General features: G+C 39.2%; 14 protein-coding genes and 1 pseudogene. 3 read left to right on the plus strand and 12 right to left on the minus strand.

From position 1 onward, the window contains the following. Positions 1–308 (plus strand): annotated as a pseudogene (locus tag AB5916_RS14350) (hypothetical protein); the annotation flags it as partial. 790 nt (positions 309–1,098) lie between these two features. Next, positions 1,099–2,058: an alpha/beta fold hydrolase gene (locus tag AB5916_RS14355; RefSeq protein WP_368191534.1), complete on the plus strand. Its 960-nt coding sequence runs from the start codon at positions 1,099–1,101 to the stop codon at positions 2,056–2,058. A gap of 970 nt (positions 2,059–3,028) precedes the next feature. Here AB5916_RS14355 and AB5916_RS14360 read toward each other — a convergent pair. From AB5916_RS14360 to rpmH, 12 genes are all read right to left on the minus strand, one after another. Then, the gene (locus tag AB5916_RS14360; RefSeq protein WP_368191535.1) at positions 3,029–4,768 is read right to left on the minus strand and encodes a DUF4340 domain-containing protein; all 1,740 of its coding nucleotides are present in this window, start codon (positions 4,766–4,768) and stop codon (positions 3,029–3,031) included. Beyond that, the gene (locus tag AB5916_RS14365) at positions 4,768–6,246 is read right to left on the minus strand and encodes a Gldg family protein (protein ID WP_368191536.1); all 1,479 of its coding nucleotides are present in this window, start codon (positions 6,244–6,246) and stop codon (positions 4,768–4,770) included. The genes AB5916_RS14360 and AB5916_RS14365 overlap by 1 nt, the downstream gene beginning before the upstream one ends. Positions 6,247–6,258: 12 nt before the next feature. Next, positions 6,259–7,122 carry an ABC transporter permease gene (locus AB5916_RS14370; protein WP_368191537.1) on the minus strand — a complete coding sequence of 288 codons (864 nt, stop codon included), beginning with the start codon at positions 7,120–7,122 and terminating at the stop codon, positions 6,259–6,261. Beyond that, entirely contained in the window at positions 7,106–8,242 is a 1,137-nt protein-coding gene (locus tag AB5916_RS14375; protein ID WP_368191538.1) for an ABC transporter ATP-binding protein, read from the minus strand. The genes AB5916_RS14370 and AB5916_RS14375 overlap by 17 nt, the downstream gene beginning before the upstream one ends. Before the next feature lie 296 nt (positions 8,243–8,538). Then, complete coding sequence (rsmG, locus tag AB5916_RS14380; RefSeq protein WP_368191539.1) at positions 8,539–9,288, minus strand: 16S rRNA (guanine(527)-N(7))-methyltransferase RsmG; 750 nt, start codon at positions 9,286–9,288, stop codon at positions 8,539–8,541. 66 nt (positions 9,289–9,354) lie between these two features. After that, the gene (gene mnmG, locus AB5916_RS14385) at positions 9,355–11,223 is read right to left on the minus strand and encodes a tRNA uridine-5-carboxymethylaminomethyl(34) synthesis enzyme MnmG (protein ID WP_173727406.1); all 1,869 of its coding nucleotides are present in this window, start codon (positions 11,221–11,223) and stop codon (positions 9,355–9,357) included. Between the two features lie 20 nt (positions 11,224–11,243). Then, positions 11,244–12,617: a tRNA uridine-5-carboxymethylaminomethyl(34) synthesis GTPase MnmE gene (gene mnmE, locus AB5916_RS14390; RefSeq protein ID WP_368191540.1), complete on the minus strand. Its 1,374-nt coding sequence runs from the start codon at positions 12,615–12,617 to the stop codon at positions 11,244–11,246. Positions 12,618–12,849: 232 nt separating this feature from the next. After that, the gene (gene jag, locus AB5916_RS14395; protein WP_158422180.1) at positions 12,850–13,815 is read right to left on the minus strand and encodes an RNA-binding cell elongation regulator Jag/EloR; all 966 of its coding nucleotides are present in this window, start codon (positions 13,813–13,815) and stop codon (positions 12,850–12,852) included. A gap of 29 nt (positions 13,816–13,844) precedes the next feature. After that, on the minus strand, positions 13,845–15,140 hold the full coding sequence (gene yidC, locus AB5916_RS14400; RefSeq protein ID WP_368191541.1) for a membrane protein insertase YidC: 1,296 nt from the start codon (positions 15,138–15,140) through the stop codon (positions 13,845–13,847). Positions 15,141–15,182: 42 nt separating this feature from the next. Continuing rightward, the gene (yidD, locus tag AB5916_RS14405) at positions 15,183–15,395 is read right to left on the minus strand and encodes a membrane protein insertion efficiency factor YidD (RefSeq protein WP_158422163.1); all 213 of its coding nucleotides are present in this window, start codon (positions 15,393–15,395) and stop codon (positions 15,183–15,185) included. Further along, positions 15,392–15,736 (minus strand): ribonuclease P protein component, encoded by a 345-nt coding sequence (rnpA, locus tag AB5916_RS14410; protein WP_158422162.1) that lies wholly within the window; start codon positions 15,734–15,736, stop codon positions 15,392–15,394. Before rnpA ends, yidD begins: the two co-directional genes overlap by 4 nt. A gap of 114 nt (positions 15,737–15,850) precedes the next feature. Further along, on the minus strand, positions 15,851–15,985 hold the full coding sequence (gene rpmH / locus AB5916_RS14415) for a 50S ribosomal protein L34 (RefSeq protein ID WP_158422161.1): 135 nt from the start codon (positions 15,983–15,985) through the stop codon (positions 15,851–15,853). Between the two features lie 568 nt (positions 15,986–16,553). Between rpmH and dnaA the strand changes: the two genes are divergently transcribed. Then, the gene (gene dnaA / locus AB5916_RS14420; protein WP_158422160.1) at positions 16,554–17,915 is read left to right on the plus strand and encodes a chromosomal replication initiator protein DnaA; all 1,362 of its coding nucleotides are present in this window, start codon (positions 16,554–16,556) and stop codon (positions 17,913–17,915) included. Positions 17,916–17,963: the final 48 nt, after the last annotated feature.

Below are 17,963 nucleotides of genomic sequence, written 5' to 3' on the forward strand. Positions count from 1 at the left end.
GGCATTCTTGCTGCGAGGTGCGCGTCATGCAATTGCATGACATACTTCTCCTGCGCGCCTCTGCAATCCTGCCGGAGGCTATATCAGTTGGGGGATTGACTCCCACCACTGATACCAGCTTGTTTCTCAACACCTATAGAGGTAGGAGTCATCTCCCAGCTGATATAGCCAAATCACGTAAGTCACCTATTTCAATTGTAGAAAACAATAAGCAATGGATAGGAGCTTGCGGACTTGATAATATCAGAAAGAGTGTCGTTCCTTCTGATATATTGTGGAGCAGTTATTTTGTTATGAACAAACAGTGAAACAGATTGCGAATGTGGGTTTGAACAAATACGAACCTCATGATTTGAATCATTTAATGAATATGCATATCTCAATCAGAATTACTTAATGAATACGCATATCTTACTCAGAATTATTTATAACCAAAGTAACAGACATCATTCATGAAAGAAATGAATCTTAATGAATCTGTCCTATACATTTCAAAGCTTCAACAAAAATCCAGAATGAATTTAGTAAAGCGTACTGAACGATAATTAATCAAATAATGCAAGATAATTTTTATTCAGCAAAAGAAAAAATTATTGATGTAGTTGGCTTTAACTCAAGTATTGGATATGTATATGCCGCAGTGAGAAAATAAGACCAGTTATTTGTAAAACAATGTACCGGTAAATAATTGATATGAATAACAAAAATGTTTTATGTTACATCCTAATAGGAAACTTAACATTGTAAATTCACCAAAATTGGCTTATAATATGAACTATAATGTAACTAAAAAGTATTTTCATAGTTACAAAGAAAAATGGCAGCTATTCAGAAGATAATAACCCGTAAAATTTTTGACATGTATTTTGCCAAAATTCCGAGACATACAAAGCAAATACCATCACCAAAAGTAATTTGACGCTCACTTCTTGTAATAGTGGTCGTCACCTCGCATCCAATATAACAAGAAGACTTTTGGGTATGCATATTACAAAACAGTCCGTATATTCATGCTCCGTAAGTTTTTGCTATTTGAATTAATTTAGATTATTATAATAATTTTTAATGAGAATTTTTTAATCATCAGGAGGGATTGTAATGAAAGAACATAACCGAAAAATTATTACTCTTGCAGCTCTGACTACAATTGCTGCCGGAATTATCCATGTAGCAAACCGCTGTATTGCTGCATCCTCCCAAATTAAGAATTTGCTTCCAGCAACTGAAAACCAATATTATGATTGGAGATTTGGAAAGGTTTTCTATACAAAAAGAGGATCTGGAAGTCCAATATTATTGATTCATGACACAATAACAGGTTCTTCAGGATATGAATGGTCATTAACTGCTGATCGTCTTGCAGAAGAGCATACTGTATATACCATTGATCTTTTAGGTTGTGGTCGTTCTGATAAGCCTGGAATCACATATACTAATTTTTTATTTGTACAGTTGCTTTGTGATTTTACTAAGAATGTAATTAAAGAAAAAACAGATGTAATTGCTTGTGGTTTTTCATGTTCTTTTATTACAATGGCTTGCCGTTATGACAATACCTGTTTCAATAAAATTATATTTGTGAATCCACCCAGCATCAATTCCTTAAAGCAATATCCTTCTGAAAAGAATAAATTATTCAAATATTTAATTGAATTCCCCGTTTTTGGAACATTAATATATCATATGATTGTTTCACGTGAAACAATTAGTAATTTGTTTATTGATAATCTCTATTTCAATCCGTTCCATGTAGATGATCGAACAATTGATGTTTACTATGAATCAGCTCATAAAGGTGGCTATTATGCCAAATACATGTATTCCAGTCAAAAATCCAAATACATGAATATCGACATTAGCAAAAGTATTCAGGAAATGGATAATAGCATATATATTCTAACAGGCGAAGCTGAATATAAAAGAGAATCTATTGTTGATGAATATATGCAGTTAAATCAGTCTATAGAAACATCCGTTATAGAAAAAAGCAAGCATTTTCCACACATGGAAAATGTATCAGGATTTTTAAATGCTGTTTCTGATTATCTAATTCAATAATCTAGATTTGCATATATTCTGGATTTTAACAACATAACTGTGGAATAGTGATTCGGTTATGACAAGTAACAAAGCGGATTGCAAATATCCGTTAAATTACAATTTCAAATAACAAACAAATTGGTTTCACTCATACTAAGTCCCTCAATTTCTCGAGGGACTTAGCACGTTTTTCATGCCAGTAGTGGCATGTTTCAGTAAATATATTTCACTTGTATCTAGTACAGTGAAAATTAAATATCTACTATATCTACTATATTGGCGCAGAATGATTTTCTCATATGCAAGGTAGAGGGTGGAGGCGTAGTGATGACTACAGCGACTGCCGACAACACAACATACGGAAAATCAGACAAGTCAATATGGTGGTTGCTTAATATTCACTATACCAGCACATCCTTGCAAAGCAATTTATATGTACTAGTGATATTACTCTGTAAGATTCCCATTACAACTAAAAGTGACGGTGATAAATCACAACACTCCAAATATCGGACTTCAAACCCAATTTGGGATGTTAAAAATATCACCGTCACTTTTATCACTTTTTAACTCAGATGAGAAGGCCCCACTTCTATAAGTGATGAGTAATAAGAAATGCTCCATGGGATAGCATAGCACAAAGTAATCCGTAGATATCATAATTTGAGGCTTTTGCCCTATCATCATTATAATAGTACTTATCAAACCGAGGATAAGATAAACTCCAGATTACTTGACAAGCCAAAGATTTCTGTTCAAGTCGAGCAGCCACGAGACTTGGTGCGTGATTCTGGTCAGCGTAAGCTGACATATTCTTTGCAGAATCACTGTGCATCCTCGCGGAGCGTTTATCTCAGTCGGAGATTGGACTCCCACTAAGACTAACTTGCTGTTACTCACCACCTGAAAGAGGTGGGAGTCTTCTCGACTGAGATAAATTTTATATGTCTTGAAAATTTCAAAACTATATCATTTGCTTTTCAGTCGCCTAATCTACATCTACACCATTTGTATTATCAGTATTATCTGCTGAATTAGATTCTTCATCAGTAGCATTCTCTTCACTTACCAAATCCGAATTTTCATCAGATGATTCAGAATCTGTTTGTCCTACAAGAGTTTTATAACTATCAATCAATTCTTTTACTGTCATCTTATTTACCAAATACACCTTCTGACCAACAACAGCTGCATAAAAATTGGTATCATATTGATAATAGTCAATCTTTGTCTTTTCACCGTCTACATCTTCTAATTCTACATCAAAATCTGATTTATTGTTATTTTCATATTTTTCCGTCAGTCGTTTCTGTCCGGTCATATTAATCAGCTTATTATAAAATGTAGTAAATGGAGTGCTGTCATCCAATTCTGTTCCATCCAGCTGATAGCTTAAGGTTGTAGTACTTGTTGTGGAAGAATCATCACCACTATTATCCTCAGATGTTTCACGTGAAACATCAATTACATGCGTCTCTCCCTGATATTCTGCCTGCAAGCTTTCAAGATTGTTTACAGAAAGATAGCTTACTGTCATATCCCAGAAATCTTCTTTTGTCTTTCCAAGGAATACAGATAATGTATCATTTGAGATAGTGTATATTTCTTTACTGTTATTTACCATTACATATCTTCCGTCATCATCAGACTGATCACCTACAAGAATTGTCATCTCACGATTCACCATTCTAGTCTGAGTATCTGATGAATCCGTAACAGAGGTATCTTCCTCTGTCGAATCCGTAGCGGAGGTATCTTCTTTTGTAGAATCTACAGCAGAGGCATCATCCTTATCTTCTGTAGAATCCGTAGCGGAGATATCTTTCTTGTCTTCTGTAGTGTCCTGCTCATCTGTGGAATTTTCTTCAGATACATCTCCATCTTCTGAAGAATCACTTTTCTCCTCCACTTTCTCCTGATAATTAATGGTAATGGTTCCATAAGGTTTATCCAGACCATACTCTGAAAGATCTTTACAATTGTAATTTACAAATGATCCATAAGCAATGCTTGCAATCGATGAAGTAAGACTGCTGACTTTTGCGGAATCTGCTTTCTCGGACCCGTCCTGATCCTGGATATTCCAAAGCCCAGTATTATCATCTTTGGTCAAAGTGTAACTATCATCATTTTCATCAACTGTAACATTGCTGACCGTTGAAGAATCTATAACAGGGAATGTTCCAGCTTTTGCATAATCATACAAGGTCTTCATAAATGGCTGGAATACTGAATCTGCTACAACATAAATTTTTGACTCATCTTCACCATTTTCTACATAATACTGACTTGTAGATGCATTTTCCATTCCCACATGCAGTACTGTCTCTTTACCATCTTTATCAGTTATCGTAATAGTATTTGTAGGATCATCTAAGCCATACTCCGTAGTATCTGTAACATTGTCCAGAACACGATCCGCTTCAACATTATTCAGACTTCCTATAGCCTCAATCAGTTTATCCTGATCTACCGGAAAGTCCCTTTCATCGCTTTTAACCCATTCATCATTATTTTTTTCAAAAGTAACTTCTTTCTTATCAATCACAAATTTGATTGACTGAACATCCTCAGAGGAAATGGAGAAAACCTGGGTTTTCTCCTCTTCCTCTTCTGCATTTTCTTTTTCTTCTTGTTTGGCCACATATGTCTTAACGCCTACATATGCACCGCTTAAAACGACTAATACTGCAACTGCAGTTATCAGATTCATTGATTTTTTCTTCATCAGGCTTTTCTCCTCTTAAACCAGATCACAAAACCTGCCACTAAAAAGATACCAGGGATCAAACCAATTGTACAAATCTTCCAGGAACTTGCATCATAATCAGATATTGTCAGATATGATACTTCCAGGCTCTTGGACGGAATAGAAACAGTGGTTGTTTCCTCTGTAGATACCATAGAGTTAAGGCTTTCTGTTACAAGCTTCTCATTTCCTCCGGAAACCAGCTGATTCATTTGCGAATCCATAATATAAGAAGAAGAATAGTAGATTATTTGAGTCTTTTTTCCATCTCCCACATCTTCTTTGATGCTTACACCAAGAGCAAACGGCCCTTCTACATCTCCGTCTTCCTTTTCCAGCGTCTCACTTTGCAGGTTTGTTTTTGAATAAGCACTGTCAGATGTTGTAAGAATATCCTCAACGGTTACAGTATCTCTAACATCATCAAGCTTCTGGATTCCCTGTGCGTAAGGCATGATAATATAATATCCGGAAGAGGCTGTTTCAGAGGATGCGTCTGTACTGTTAACAGTAGGAAGCAGATAATATGGCATCTGCATTCCGTAATGCTGGTTATCTCCCTCAAAAACAATGCCATCAGCTGCTTTTACTCCGTAGTTTTCAAGCACAGCAGCAAAATTGGACAATGTACTCTCTGTATAATCGGAGAAGACCATTGCTTTTCCTCCATTTTCCAGATAATCCAACAATGCTGTTTTTTCATCATCAGAAATATCGCTGGATGGTGAATCAATCAGCAGACACGCTGCATCATCTGGCACACTACCCTCACTGATCAAATTTAGAGTCTTGACTTCCATATTGGCTTTTTCAATATCTTCTTTTATGGTGCTGTCCAGTTCTTTCTCTCCATGTCCTTCCAATGTATAAAGAACAGGAAGATTCTCTGTTGTTACATAAGCAATCGCACTTGTGATCTGTCCTTCTCCATCAAATCCGGTTGTTTGGTAACTGTAAGTATTATAATCCATTGTAGATTCGTACATGTCATTATAATTCACTACTTTATTTCTGTCGCCACATGCAACGATCAGACTATTGGAAGATACCTGATCACTGGTGTATTCAGAAACAAATTTGGGACTTACAACCGGATCCTTCAATTCAACCTTCACATGTTTGGACTCATCTGCGTATTTCTGAAGCAAATTACTGATAGTTTCATCCTCAGAACCGCTTTGAGCAATCTGATAGATGGTAACATCCTTGTCCAGATTATTCAGGACTTTCTTTGTCTCATCACCAATACTGTACAGCTGCTGATCACTAATATCAATCTGCGTATACTTGGATGGCAGTTTTCCTACGATCATGTTGATCACTACCACGATTGCCACAAAAATCACGATCAACAGCGTACTGTAAGAGCCGTTCCGCAGATATTTCTTATTAAGCGGCATCTTTTCCTTAGATTCTTTTTTTGTCTGTTCGTTTATATTTTTTCCTAACAATTTCATTTCTCCACCTCCTTAATTCCAGCGTCTCTTCACGATTGACTGGACAGTAAGGAATATACAGATTGCAATTACAGAAATAAAATATACAATTCCTGTTACATCCAAAATATTATTCGTAAAGTTCTCGTAATGTGCACTCAGGTTAAACACTTCCAGAATCTTTTGAATCCCGCCTTCAAAAATACTGGATTTCACTATATATGTGACGACAAGTGCGGCTTCTCCGCAGATACAGATGACTGCTGATATTATTGTATTCTTAATCATAGTATAAATAATGATACAAAGTGCAAGAATCAGACAACCAAATGCAATACATGTAGAAAGTGCTGTCTGCGAAAAGAATGAAGAAATCCCACTCATCATGTAAAATGCAAACAAAAATACAAAAGTAAGCACTGCTGCGATTACCTGGCTTTCTGTTATAGATGAAAAGAATACTCCAATGGCAATATTGGCACATCCAAGAAGAAAGAACCCAAGAATCGCTGTGTAAGCTCCCTTATAGGATACACTTCCAAACTTTGACATGATCAGCGGATATGTGCACATCACTGCCATCGGTATTGCAAAAACAGTTACCAATGCCAGATATTTTCCCATTACAATGCCTGTAACAGACACAGGGGATGTAAGAAGCAGCTGGTCTGTTTTCTGCTTTCTTTCTTCTGCCAATACACGCATAGTAAGAATGGGCACACTAATAAGAAATACAAACGTAAGCGCACTCATAGTATACTCAAACTTTGGATAAGCGGATGAAAGCTGATAGGCAGAAAAATAAATTCCTGCTAAAACAAGGATAAAAAATATAAACAGGTATCCGATCATGGAGGTCAGATAGCTTTTTAGTTCTCTTTTATAAACTGCTGTCATCTGGATCTTCCTCCTTTTCTGCCGGTCCGTTTACAGATCCAGCACTTGTTTCTATATCCACATCTGCAACGCTTTCTGTATCTTTTTCTGCAGCTATATCTGTTTCAGTATCTGTATCCATATCTGCGTCTGAAATGGCTGCTTCTGACTTCTTATCAGTTTTTTCATCTTTTGCCTGATCTTGCTTTTCATTTTCGGTAAGCTCAAGGAATACTTCCTCAAGAGAAGCCCTCTTTGTTTTCATCTCAAGGATTGGGCAGTCAGCTTTAACCATACTGTAAAATACCGCTTCTCTTATATCTTTATTTTCATCCAGGGTTAGCGATGCATTCCAAATATTTTCTTCAGATGATTTTTCCAGTTTTATCTGTTTAATGCCTTCCACTTCAGCAAGTGCGTTCTGAATTTCACTGCGATTTCCTTTGATCAGCATATTCAGATTATTGGATCCTGCTGCCAGTTTAGCCAAATTCTCCGGTGTATCACTGGCAACCAGCTTCCCGTGGGAGATAATCAAAACATAATCACATACCGCACTGACCTCTGACAGAATATGAGAACTTAAAATCACAGTATGCTTCTTTTTAAGACCTTTGATCAGTTCCCGGATCTCATTGATCTGTTTCGGGTCAAGACCAACGGTAGGCTCATCCAGAATGATCACTTCCGGATATCCCAGCACTGCCTGAGCAATTCCTACCCTCTGTCTGTATCCTTTGGATAGATTCTTGATCAGACGATGTTTCATGTCCGTTATTTTAACCATATCCATAACTTCTTCGATCATGGACATTTTTTTTGCTCTTGGAATTTTTTTAAGATCAGCGACAAACCGCAGGTACTCAAGAACCGTCATGTCAAAGTAAAGAGGTGGCTGCTCCGGAAGATAGCCAATACATTTTTTCGCTTCCTCAGGCTCCTCCAGAATATCATGCCCATCAATAACAACGCTTCCTTCTGTGGAAGCGATATAGCCGGTGATCATATTCATGGTAGTAGATTTACCGGCTCCATTTGGTCCTAGAAAACCGTAGATTTTGCCTTTTTCGATAGAAAAAGAGAGATGGTCAACCGCTTTGTGATCTCCATACCGCTTGACCAGATTATTCACTTCAATCAAGTTCTTCTCCTCCTTTTTTGCTGTGAAAGTCCAGGATGACTGCTGACTTTCATATATGGTAATGCGGCTCATAGGCCACATTTCCACACAGCAAAAATGCCTCAGCATTTTTGCCGCATGGATACTTCTTTAACATATATTTTATGTTTAAGATGTGAGGAAAATTGTATGATTGTGTGAAAAAAGTGTGATAGTTATGTGTTTCAAATGTGAAATTTCAGGTGTTTTATCCAGTATTTTTCTAGTATTTTATGTGCTATTTTTCGCAGTATTTTATCTGATATTTTATCTGGTATTTATGATAGTATTACCACTCCTAATGGCTCTTTGGAAGGAAGTCCGGCCTTTCTTGGATACTTCTTTGGTGTTGGTTTTGCCTTGCGTATCACCACAAAGGATCTGTCCATATCTGTGTCTGCAAGGGAAAAACGCACCACCTCTTCTCTTTGTCCTCCCAGGATCTTTACAGCCTTTTCTGCCTGGATAAGCTCCTGGTCAACACTACCGGACTTATAGGAAATAAAGCATCCGCCCTGCTTGACAAATGGGATACAATACTCGGAAAGTGTACTTAAATTAGCAACAGCACGGGATACACAAAAGTCAAAACTCTCCCTGTATCCCTTCTGTTTTGCATAATCTTCGGCTCTTCCATGCACAGTATTGATCTTTGTAAGCCCCAGCATTTCTGTTACCTCATTCAGAAAATTGATTCTTTTATTCAGTGAATCCAGCAAAAGGATCTCCAGCTCTGGGAAAGCAATCTTCAGCGGGATTCCTGGAAAACCAGCTCCTGTTCCTATATCTATCAGCCTTTTTCCAGCCAGCTTTTCCGGCTTAAAACAGCTGGTTTTTACCACAGCAAGACTGTCAAGAAAATGCTTAGTGATCACTTCTTCATATTCTGTAATCGCCGTAAGATTCATAACTTTATTCTTCTCTACAAGGTATTCATAATAGGTGAGAAACTGCTGTTTCTGCTCCCCGGAAAGGGTAATAGAAAGCTGTTCCAGCCCTTTTTCAAATGATGTCAGATCATAATTCATCTGGATTTCCTCTTTCTAAATAAATGTGATGTTGGGTGCAAAACACCCAACTATTTTAAGAATGTTTCAGTGGGACAAATATACCAGAAGTACGGAAATATCTGCAGGAGATACTCCTGAAATTCTGGATGCCTGACCAATGGATACAGGCCTGTATAGTTCCAGTTTTTGTTTTGCTTCCAGACGCAGGCTTCCTACCTTTTCATAGTCCAGATCTGCAGGTATCTTCTTTTCTTCCAGCTTCTTAAACTGCTCCACCTGCTTCAACTGACGACGGATATATCCGTCGTATTTCACATTAATATTTACCTGTTCCTCCACATCCCTGGACAGCTTTGGTCTTGCCGGATCAATAGACTGGATCGCATCATAAGAAAGCTCCGGTCTGCGGATAAGTTCTGCAAGTGTTGTACCGGATTTTAATGGTGTGCTTCCTAAGCTTTCCAGAAGCTGCTGTACCTGCGGTGTTCCTCCAATAGTAGCATTTTCGATCCTCTTAATCTCATCTTTAATTTGCTGCTCTTTAACAAGGATCTTCTGATAAGTGGCATCATCCACAAGCCCTACCTGCCATCCTTTTTTACGCAGACGCAGATCTGCATTATCCTGCCGGAGAAGAAGCCTGTATTCTGCACGACTTGTCATCATACGGTATGGTTCATGGTTTTCCTTTGTTACCAGGTCATCTATCAGCACTCCGATATATGCCTCTGAGCGGTCCAAAATCAGCTGTTCCTGGCCTTTTACCTCCATAGCCGCATTAATTCCTGCTATTAATCCCTGGGCCGCTGCTTCCTCATATCCGGAGCTTCCATTAAACTGTCCTCCACTGAACAATCCTTGGATTTTCTTAAATTCCAAAGTGGGATAAAGCTGCCTTGGATTAATGCAGTCATACTCAATTGCATATGCATTTTTCACGATCTTTGCATGCTCCAGACCAGGTACTGTATGGTACATAGCCTTCTGCACATCCTCAGGCAGAGAACTGGACATACCTCCGATATACATTTCATTTGTATATTCGCCTTCAGGCTCAATAAACACCTGATGCCTTTTTTTATCTGCAAAACGTACTACCTTATCCTCAATAGAAGGACAGTATCTGGGTCCTGTTCCGTGGATCATTCCGGAGTAAAGAGGAGATCGATCCAGATTATCCCGGATGATCTTATGTGTCTCTTCATTGGTGTAGGTGAGCCAGCAGGATTTCTGAGGGATCTGTACATCTTCAGGGTCAGTAGAGAAGGAAAACGGCACTACTTTTTCGTCTCCGAACTGTTCTTCCATCTTGCTGTAATCAATGGTATTTCCTGCGATTCTGGCCGGTGTACCGGTTTTAAAACGGAACATTTCAATTCCCAGCTCCTTCAGGGAATCTGTAAGATAATTGGCTGCCTGAAGGCCGTTAGGTCCTGTATAATTGCTTATATCCCCATAAATACACCTTGCCTTCAGATAAGTGCCTGTACAAAGAACTACTGCTTTACAATGATAAATAGCGCCTGAATATGTTTCCACACCTGTGATCCTGCCATCCTGTACCAGCAGCTTTGTCACCTCGCCCTGACGAATGGTAAGGTTCTCCTGATTTTCCAGTGTTTTACGCATTTCATTGCTATAAGCCTGCTTGTCTGCCTGGGCACGAAGGGAATGAACGGCCGGTCCTTTGGAACAATTCAGCATCTTTGACTGTATAAATGTTTTGTCAATATTCTTCCCCATTTCGCCGCCAAGTGCATCCAATTCTCTTACCAGATGTCCCTTGGAACTGCCGCCGATATTAGGATTACAGGGCATAAGCGCAATACTTTCCACACTGACTGTAAACATAATGGTATTAAGTCCAAGGCGTGCCCCTGCCAGTGCTGCCTCACAGCCTGCATGCCCTGCACCTACAACAACAATATCAAAATCTTCTTCTATTCTTTTCATTTGCTGTCTGCTCCTTTTACCTATTTTCCCATACAGAATTTACTGAATATCTCATTTACCAGATCTTCGCCTACCGACTCTCCTATGATCCTTCCAAGCCTCTCATAAGCGCTCATAAGATCTATGGAAAAGAAGTCTTCAGGCATATCATCAATAATACTTTGTTCCACCATTTTCAAGCTTGCCAATGCATCTGTAAGGGCTTCCTTATGCCTTGCATTTGTAATATAAACCTGGTCATTAAAAGTGATTTCCCCCTGAAAGAAAAGCTTCCGGATCTGTTCTTCCAGTTCTCCTATCCCAGTCTCTTCTTTAGCCGAAACCGGAATTACAGGATGTGAAACCAGTGCCCTAATATCTTCTGTTGTAACAGCCGGATCCAGATCTGTTTTATTATAAAGCACAATGGCTTTTTTTCCTTCCAGCATCTTCATGATCTCATGATCATTTTCATCAAGAGGCGTAGACGAATCTACCACATACAGGATCAGATCTGCGTCCTTTGCCAGCTCCTTTGCCTTCCCTACGCCAATCTTTTCAACCACATCCTCTGTCTGCCGTATTCCTGCAGTATCTGCCATTTTCAGGGTGATCCCATGAAGATTAATATACTCCTCAAGCACATCTCTGGTAGTTCCTGCAATGTCTGTAACAATAGCCCTGTTTTCCCCTGTCAGAAGATTCAGCATGGAAGATTTTCCTGCATTTGGCTTACCAAGGATCACTGTGCGGATACCCTCACGGATCATTTTTCCATCTGAAGCTGTTGCAATCAGATGATCCATCTTCTTTTCCTGTATTTTTACTACTTTAAGGAGCTGCTCCGGATATCCATCCAAACTGATATGTTCCGGATCGTCCAGTGCAGATTCAATATATGCAATATGGTAGATCAGCTCACTACGGATCTGTGTGATCACTTTTTTTACAGAACCCTTCAGCTGGCTCATAGAGCAGTTCAAAGCTGACTGATTCTTTGCCTGGATCACATCCATCACTGCCTCAGCCTGGGACAGATCCAGCCTTCCGTTTAAGAATGCCCGTTTTGTAAATTCACCTGGCTCTGCAATCTTAGCTCCGTTTTTCAAAACTGTTTCCAGTACCCTGTTCATGGCATACACACCGCCATGGCAATCGATCTCTACAGTGTCCTCTCCTGTAAAAGTGCGCGGTGCCTTCATGATCATTACCAGAACCTCATCTACCAATTCCTCTCCATCATAAATATATCCATAATGAATAGTATGAGATGCCGCTTTGCGGATATCCTTTTTCCCACCTTTGGATCTGTAAATCCGACTGATCACATCCATGGATTCTTCTCCACTGATACGGACGATCCCAATGCCGGATGCACTGACAGCTGTAGAAATTGCAGCGATGGTTTTTTCCATTTTCATTCTCCTCTTGTTTTTTCAATAAAAAAATGTTACTCCAGGTGCACCTTGCTATGCTGGAATATATCCCGAATAACAAAGCTGCTTTTCTATCTTTCACCTAGAATAACATCTTTTCAGTTTCATATTCAACTGGATTTTCGGAAAACAGATATTCTTATATCTGTTTTCTGAGCTTTCGCAAAACAAATATTATTATATCTGAGTCCATATTTTCCATCCTGTAATCTTAGTACCTTTTCAGTCTTACAACTACATGACGATATGGCTCTTCGCCCTCGCTGATGGTCTCCACATACTTGTTTCCCTGCAAAGAGGAATGGATGATCCTTCTCTCATATGGATTCATCGGCTCTAAAACTACCGGCTTCCTGGTCTTCTTAACCTTGTAGGCAATCCCTCTTGCCAGGTTCTCCAGTGTCTCTTTACGACGACGGCGATAGTCCTCTGTATCAAGCTTTACACGAATATAATTACTCTTGCCTTTATTTACCACAAGGCTGGTAAGATACTGAAGGGAATCCAGAGTCTGTCCTCTTTTTCCGATCAGGATACCCATATCTTCGCCTTCAAAATCCACCTCCAGACATCCGTCAGTTGTGTCGTACTTGGATGTGATCTCTACTTCTCCAAGATCCATGGATGCAAACACATCCTTCAGGAAAACAATTGCTCTCTCTTCGATCTCTTTGATCTCCTGTGGATCTGTGATCACTTCTACAGGCTTAGACGGCTTTACCGGTCTTTCCTTCGGCTGACGTTCTTTTACTGTGCCTTCTGTTTCTTTTGGCTGTCTTTCTTTAACCGGACGTTCTTTATAAGTTTTCTCTTTTGCCGGCTTAACTGGCTTTTCCTTTGGTTCTTTTGCAAGATCCGCTTTCTTTGGCTCTTTCTTTTCTTCCTGTCTGGGTGCCTGTTTCTTCACTGGCTTCGGAGCCTTTTTGCGGTTTTCATCTTCTTTGATCGCTTCCACTTTTACAGTATCAACGATTTCCTTGATCTCTTCCTCATCAGAAACGGTTTCGATCTTACGTACTTTAATAATTGCAGGCTTACTGCCGATGCCAAAAAATCCAGAGCTGCCTTCGCTTACAACCTGAATATCAAGCTGGTCACTGGATGTGCCAAGCTCTATGCAGGCTTTTGTGATTGCTTCACTTTTAGTTTTTGCGGAAAACTGAACGTAATCCTCCATCATAGCCCCTCCGTTCCTTATTGTTGTTCTTATTTTTTCTTGTTTCTCTCATCAAAATCCCTTACCATATTGGCCTTTGCAGTAATACTGCCTGGCTTTGCATTTCTTGCCTTCTGGTAGGATTCCTCAAGTTTTTTTGTCTTCTCAGCAGCATTGCCGCCGCCATTTCCCTTATCAATCTTTGTTGTATTAATGTTCTTTGTATTTTGATTTGCCTGATTTGTGATCTTCTGTGGCGGAAGCCCCTGTTTTGCACGCTTCTTTTCCATTTTTTTCATGTTTTCATTAATCAGGTCATTAATATCAATCTTATTCAGAAGACGATTGATCACTACCTGCTGTACGCTTCGTACCACTGCACTGGCAATCCAGTAAATACCAAGACCTACCGGGAATGTGAAACAGAATACAGCAGACATCAGGGGCATTACTGTATTCATGGTCTTCATGGATGCATTCATGGTAGAATTGCTGTCATTTGTTACTGCTGCCTGAGGCATCAGCTTATAATTGAGTACCTGTGTTGCCCATGCAAGAACCGGGATCATGATCGCTACAATAGCAAGGATGATAGCACCACCTGTAAATGCAGCCTTAATATAGGTAAGAGGCTGGTCTGCAATATTCAGCCCGCAAAAGCTCTGCATCTTGGAAATCTCGCTGGCTGCTCCATTGATCTCCTTGGAAAATCCTGAAAACTGGCTCATGGAAGAAAGTTCCTTCCACTGAGATGGGGAAAGTGCATACAGGAAATCAATGATTGAGTTGCTTGTAGCCTTTGTTCCATCTAAAACAAGGGATACCCTTGACATGTTGTGATCCTTGATAAAGGTCTGAAGCAGATCTGTATATCCGTTTACGGAAACGATCTTTGTCACAACATCTGTAAATACTTCACCAACACTGCTTACATATGCAGGAATCTTATAGATAACCTGCCATAAAGCCATCAATACAGGAAACTGGATCAACAACTGCACACAGCTTCCTGTAGGAGAAACGCCGTATTTCTGGTAAACAGCCTGTGTTTCTTCCTGCATCTTTTGTGCGGAAACCTGATCTCTCTTACCCTGATACTTCTTCTGAATCTTCTGAAGCTCAGGCTGCATAACCGCACTCAGCTTGGAAAATTTCTGCTGCTTAACCTGCAGCGGGGTCATAAACAAAAAAATAACGATACTGAAAATAATGATACAAAGACCCAGGTTCTGAATACCGAACAGACTATCAAACATCTTGTAGATGCCATTCATGATCCATCCCATCAGAGTTGCCAGCTGGCCAATGATCGGAGTAGTACTCTTTGTGGCTAAAATAATATCCAAGGTTTTCTCCTCCTAGATTTCGTACTGCTTAGGTAAAATACCTTATGGTACAGGATCGTAGCCTCCATGTGAAAAAGGATTACATCTTAATATCCTCCACAAAGCAAGAAGGCCGCCTTTCCATGCACCGTACTTTTCGATTGCTTCCAAACCATATTGAGAACATGTGGGAATATAAGGACATTTTGTTCTCTTCATTGGTGACAAATATTTCTGATAGAGACGAATCATCTTAATCATCCATTTTTTGATCATGGCTTTCCTCCACAGCATTTATGCCGCTGACCCAGATGCAAAAGGGCGCTTTCGATTTCCTGATAAGACCTTCCCTTTGCCCCGGTCCTGGCAACAACTACTATATCCAAACCTCTTTCAAATAATGTTTCATTCAGGCGATAACTCTCTCTGATCAATCTGGTGATTCTGTGGCGTACCACACTATTCCCTACTTTTTTACTTACTGATATTCCCAGACGATTCTCCATGTGCCCATTCTTCAGCACGTACATCACCAGATACCTGTTTGCCTGTGATGTTCCTTTTCGGTATACTTTCTGAAAATCCTGATTTTTCTTTAAGGAGTCTGAGTATTGCATCTAATCCTCCTTTTTAATTCTTTATAGAAGAAAAGACCACATATCTGCGGTCTTAACGGGTCAAGCATTCTTATTGCTCCAGCATATAAAATTGGCTGCTGACAGCTGTCCTGCTTAAGCAGATAAGCGCTTTCTTCCTTTTAATCTTCTGGCAGCCAGAACTTTACGTCCGCCTTTTGTACTCATACGTGCACGGAATCCGTGAACCTTTGCTCTTGATCCTTTTTTCGGCTGAAATGTCATTTTCATAGGTAAAGCACCTCCTTTATCTATTTATCATTTTAATTATCTATCCTAATCAGAACATCATTTCAATTATATTCATAAAAACCTGATACGTCAAGCATAAAATGGGAATTTTCCGGCTTTTTTTCGTCTCATTTTTTTTGCCATTTTGGGAAATAGTGGATAGTTTAAATGGTTTACGTAATATTATCCACAATTTGTGGATAACTTGTGGATAACTTGTCAATAATCTATAAAACTATCCACTTTTTTCGACATATTTATACACACCTTTTGCTAAAAAGCCATTTTTTTCAAGTGGTGGACAGTGGATAAACTTATACACATTATTTTAAACCATTTTGTCGCTATTTCGGATTTTATGGAAACCTGTGTGGTTATTTCCACTGTTATCCACACTAATCCACAGCTAAAATGTGGATAACAACCCATCTAATCCACATTATTCTTCTCATTACCCACCATTTATTTTCCATCACTGCCCTATTTTCTCATTGCGAAACCAGGAAATTTATTATAATATATAAAAGGATATTTATGTCCTTTTATCAATGCACCACGGGAGGAAAAAATGAACACAGTAATCGAAAAATGGGATGAAATCCTTAATATAGTAAAAACAGAACATGATCTTTCTGAGGTTTCCTTTAATACATGGCTGAAACCCCTTAAAGTATATGAAGTAAATGGTAATGTAGTCACCATCATCGTGCCCTCTGAGCAGGTAGGGCTTTCTTATATTACAAAGAAATATAAGCTTCCTCTGCAGGTAACCATCAGTGAAGTTGCAGGCATGGACAACTGTGATGTGCGTTTTATCCTTCCCGAAGACGTACCAGCCAAAAAAACAGTTTCTTCTGGCAACAGCCATACAGCGCAGGATATCCGTTGCGAAGAAGCACATTTAAATCCCAAATATACATTTGATACCTTTATCGTAGGCAGCAACAACAAATTTGCACAGGCTGCAGCCCTTGCAGTTGCAGAATCACCAGGAGAAGCATATAATCCGCTTTTCATCTACGGCGGTGCCGGACTTGGAAAGACCCATCTGATGCATTCTATTGCCCACTTTATTATTGAACATAACGAAAAAAGTAAGGTACTTTATGTTACCAGTGAAGAATTTACCAACGAACTGATCGAGACGATCCGTAATGGAAATAATTCTGCCATGACCAAATTCCGTGAAAAATACCGTAATATCGATGTTCTTCTGGTTGATGATATTCAGTTTATTATAGGTAAAGAATCCACCCAGGAAGAATTTTTCCATACTTTTAACAGCCTGCACAGCGCCAAAAAGCAGATCATCATCTCCTCAGATAAACCGCCAAAGGATATGGAGATCCTGGAAGAACGATTCCGTTCCAGGTTTGAATGGGGACTGATCGCAGATATAACCCTGCCAGATTACGAAACACGTATGGCCATCCTTCACAAAAAAGAAGAAATGGACGGCTATAATATTAATGAAGAAGTTATCAAATACATTGCCAATAATATCAAATCTAATATCCGTGAGCTGGAAGGCGCCTTTAATAAAGTAATGGCTTCCGCAAAGCTGGAACAAAAAGATGTTACCTTAGAACTGGCTGAACAGGCATTAAAGGATATTATTTCACCTGATGAAAAGAGAGTTATAACTCCTGAATATATTATTTCCATTGTTGCAGAACATTATAATGTAACAACCGCTGATCTTTGCGGCAATAAGCGAAGCTCCAAAATCGTGATTCCAAGACAGGTAGCAATGTACCTTTGCCGTGAACTTACTTCCACACCATTAAAAAGCATTGGTAAATCCCTTGGAAACCGTGACCATACCACTATTATGCATGGTATCGAAAAGATGGAAAAGGAAATAATTACAGACAGTAATCTTAACAATACCATTGACATCTTAAAGAAAAAGATTAATCCACAAAATTAACATCGCTTATCCACACACCCTGTGTATAGCATGTGGTTTAATGTGGAA

Origin of the sequence: Blautia sp. 1033sp1_1033st1_G9_1033SCRN_220408 (genome assembly GCF_040929965.1) — a bacterium.
In the GTDB taxonomy this organism is placed as follows: Bacteria; Bacillota; Clostridia; order Lachnospirales; family Lachnospiraceae; genus Blautia_A; species Blautia_A ammoniilytica.

Excerpts from the sequence above, each read along its gene's own strand:
- mnmG (WP_173727406.1), bottom strand. The coding sequence starts at position 11,223 with ATGAAAAGAATAGAAGAAGATTTTGATATTGTTGTTGTAGGTGCAGGG.
- rsmG (WP_368191539.1), bottom strand. The coding sequence starts at position 9,288 with ATGAATTATGATCTGACATCATTTGAAAAAGGGCTGGAACAGCTTTCT.
- AB5916_RS14355 (WP_368191534.1), top strand. The coding sequence starts at position 1,099 with ATGAAAGAACATAACCGAAAAATTATTACTCTTGCAGCTCTGACTACA.
- AB5916_RS14370 (WP_368191537.1), bottom strand. The coding sequence starts at position 7,122 with ATGACAGCAGTTTATAAAAGAGAACTAAAAAGCTATCTGACCTCCATG.
- jag (WP_158422180.1), bottom strand. The coding sequence starts at position 13,815 with ATGGAGGATTACGTTCAGTTTTCCGCAAAAACTAAAAGTGAAGCAATC.
- yidD (WP_158422163.1), bottom strand. The coding sequence starts at position 15,395 with ATGATCAAAAAATGGATGATTAAGATGATTCGTCTCTATCAGAAATAT.
- rpmH (WP_158422161.1), bottom strand. The coding sequence starts at position 15,985 with ATGAAAATGACATTTCAGCCGAAAAAAGGATCAAGAGCAAAGGTTCAC.
- mnmE (WP_368191540.1), bottom strand. The coding sequence starts at position 12,617 with ATGGAAAAAACCATCGCTGCAATTTCTACAGCTGTCAGTGCATCCGGC.
- AB5916_RS14360 (WP_368191535.1), bottom strand. The coding sequence starts at position 4,768 with ATGAAGAAAAAATCAATGAATCTGATAACTGCAGTTGCAGTATTAGTC.
- AB5916_RS14365 (WP_368191536.1), bottom strand. The coding sequence starts at position 6,246 with ATGAAATTGTTAGGAAAAAATATAAACGAACAGACAAAAAAAGAATCT.
- rnpA (WP_158422162.1), bottom strand. The coding sequence starts at position 15,736 with ATGCAATACTCAGACTCCTTAAAGAAAAATCAGGATTTTCAGAAAGTA.
- dnaA (WP_158422160.1), top strand. The coding sequence starts at position 16,554 with ATGAACACAGTAATCGAAAAATGGGATGAAATCCTTAATATAGTAAAA.